At 63.7% G+C, this 2495-nt stretch carries 1 protein-coding gene; it reads right to left on the bottom strand.

Going from position 1 to position 2495, the window contains the following annotated elements:
* The coding region (locus ACXRVY_RS23970) for a beta strand repeat-containing protein (protein ID WP_458238424.1) at window positions 1-2495 on the bottom strand (2495 nt) is incomplete at both ends.

The raw sequence follows: 2495 nt of genomic DNA, 5'->3' as shown, positions 1-2495 counted from the left end.
GGCAGGGTGTTGGCGCCGTTGGCGGTTGGGTGCGCCTCGTTGTCATTCAGGGTGTAGCTGTAGCTGATCACCCCGGTCGCCGCGTTGAACCCGGTGATGGTCAGGGTGCTGCCCAGCGGCGTGGTGATCGATTGCGGGAAGCCGGCGGCCACACCACCGGTGACCACGGCAATGCCGCCGACGGTCAGGGTTTGCAGGCCATCGAGCGCGGCCACCGTGAAAGTCCCGCTCTGGGTCAGTGCCGAGGTGTTGGGGCTGCTGCCATCGCCGAGATTTTTTTCATAAACCGTCAGCTCACCGCCATACACGTTGAGGCCGTTGAGGACCACAGGATCATCGTTGTTGTAGACATTCAGCACCAGGTTGGCCGTGCTGGTGTCGCCGTCAGAGTCGGTGAGAGTGTAGGTGAAGGTTTCGCTGCCGTCGCCGCCGCCGTGCAGGGCTTTGAAGTCGGCATCGCTGGTGTTGAGGGTGTAGGTGTAGGTGCCGTTGGCATTCAGCACCAGGGTGCCGTAAGTGCCGGTGAAGGTGCCGGGGGTGATCGGCCCGGCGCTTTCGCCGACCAGCACCCGGTCGGCGCCTTGCACGTCGTTGCTCAACACGTTGCCGTTGAGGGTCAGMAGGGTTTCCGAAGCCGTTGAAGCATGGCTGTCGTCCACGCCATTGGGCAGGTCGTCGACGATGTTGACGTCCAGTGAACCGGTCGCGGTGCTGCCATTGTCATCGACCACGGTCACGGCGAACTRCTCCGGCAGGGTGTTGGCGCCGTTGCCAGTCGGATGGGCTTCGTTATCGTTGAGGGTGTAGCTGTAGCTCACGACCCCGGTTGCCGCGTTGAACCCGGTGATGGTCAGGGTGCTGCCCAATAGCGTGGTGATCGATTGCGGCAAGCCCGCCGTCACGCCGCCGCTGACCACGGCGATACCGCCCACGGTCAGGGTGGTGACGCCATCCAGCGCGGTCACGGTGAAGGTGCCGTTCTGGGTCAGGGCTGGTACGTCCGGACTGCTGCCATCGCTGAGGTTTTTCTCGAAGACGGTCAACTCGCCGCCCTCAACATTCAAACCGTCAATCGTCACCGAGTCATTGTTGTTGTGGATCTGCAGCACCAGGTCCGCGGTGCTGCTGTCGCCATCGGCGTCCGTCAGCGTATAGGTGAAGGTTTCAGTGCCATTGCCACCGCCGTGCAGGGCTATGAAATCCGCATCGCTGGTATTCAACGTGTAGGTGTAAGTGCCGTTGGCGTTCAGCACCAGGGTGCCGTAGGTGCCGGTGAAGGTGCCGGGAGTGATCGGGCCGCTGTTTTCGCCGAGCGGCACGCGGTCGGCGCCTTGCACGTCGTTGCTCAGCACGTTGCCGTTGAGGGTCAGCAGGGTTTCCGAGGCGGTACCGGCATGGCTGTCGTCCACGCCATTGGGCAGGTCGTCGACGATGGTCACGTCGAGTGAACCGGTCGCGGTGGTGCCGTTGTCGTCGACCACGGTCACGGCGAACTGCTCGGGCAAAGTATTGGCACCATTGGCGGTTGGGTGCGCTTCGTTGTCATTCAGGGTGTAGCTGTAGCTGATCACCCCGGTCGCCGCGTTGAACCCGGTGATGGTCAGGGTGCTGCCCAGCGGCGTGGTAATCGATTGCGGSAAGCCGGTGGCCACGCCGCCGCTGACCACGGCGATGCCGCCCACGGTCAGGCTCGTGACGCCATCCAGCGCGCTGACGGTGAAGGTGCCGTTCTGGGTCAGTGCGGTGGCATCCGGTGCGCTGCCGTCGCTGAGGTTTTTCTCGAAGACCGTGAGTTCGCCACCCCCAACGTTCAATCCGCCAATCGCGATCGGGTCATCGTTGTTGTGGATCTGCAGCACCAGGTCCGCGGTGCTGCTGTCGCCATCGGCGTCCGTCAGCGTATAGGTGAAGGTTTCAGTGCCATTGCCACCGCCATGCAGGGCTATGAAATCCGCATCGCTGGTATTCAACGTGTAGGTGTAGGTGCCGTTGGCATTCAGCACCAAAGTGCCGTAGGTGCCGGTGAAGGTGCCGGGAGTGATGGGGCCGGCGTTTTCCCCGAGCGGCACGCGGTCGGCGCCTTGCACGTCGTTGCTCAGCACGTTGCCGTTGAGGGTCAGCAGGGTTTCCGAGGCCGTTGAAGCATGGCTGTCGTCCACGCCACTGGGCAGGTCGTCGACAATGGTCACGTCGAGGCTGCCGGTGGCGGTGGTGCCGTTGTCGTCGACCACGGTCACGGCGAACTGCTCGGGCAGGGTGTTGGCGCCGTTGGCGGTTGGGTGCGCCTCGTTGTCATTCAGGGTGTAGCTGTAGCTGATCACCCCGGTCGCCGCGTTGAACCCGGTGATGGTCAGGGTGCTGCCCAGCGGCGTGGTAATCGATTGCGGGAAGCCGGTGGCCACGCCGCCGCTGACCACGGCGATGCCGCCCACGGTCAGGCTCGTGACGCCATCCAGCGCGCTGACGGTGAAGGTGYCGTTCTGGGTCAGTGCGGT

Source organism: Pseudomonas sp. P5_A2_2 (assembly GCF_054177685.1).
This window is presented reverse-complemented; position numbering and strand designations above follow the sequence as displayed.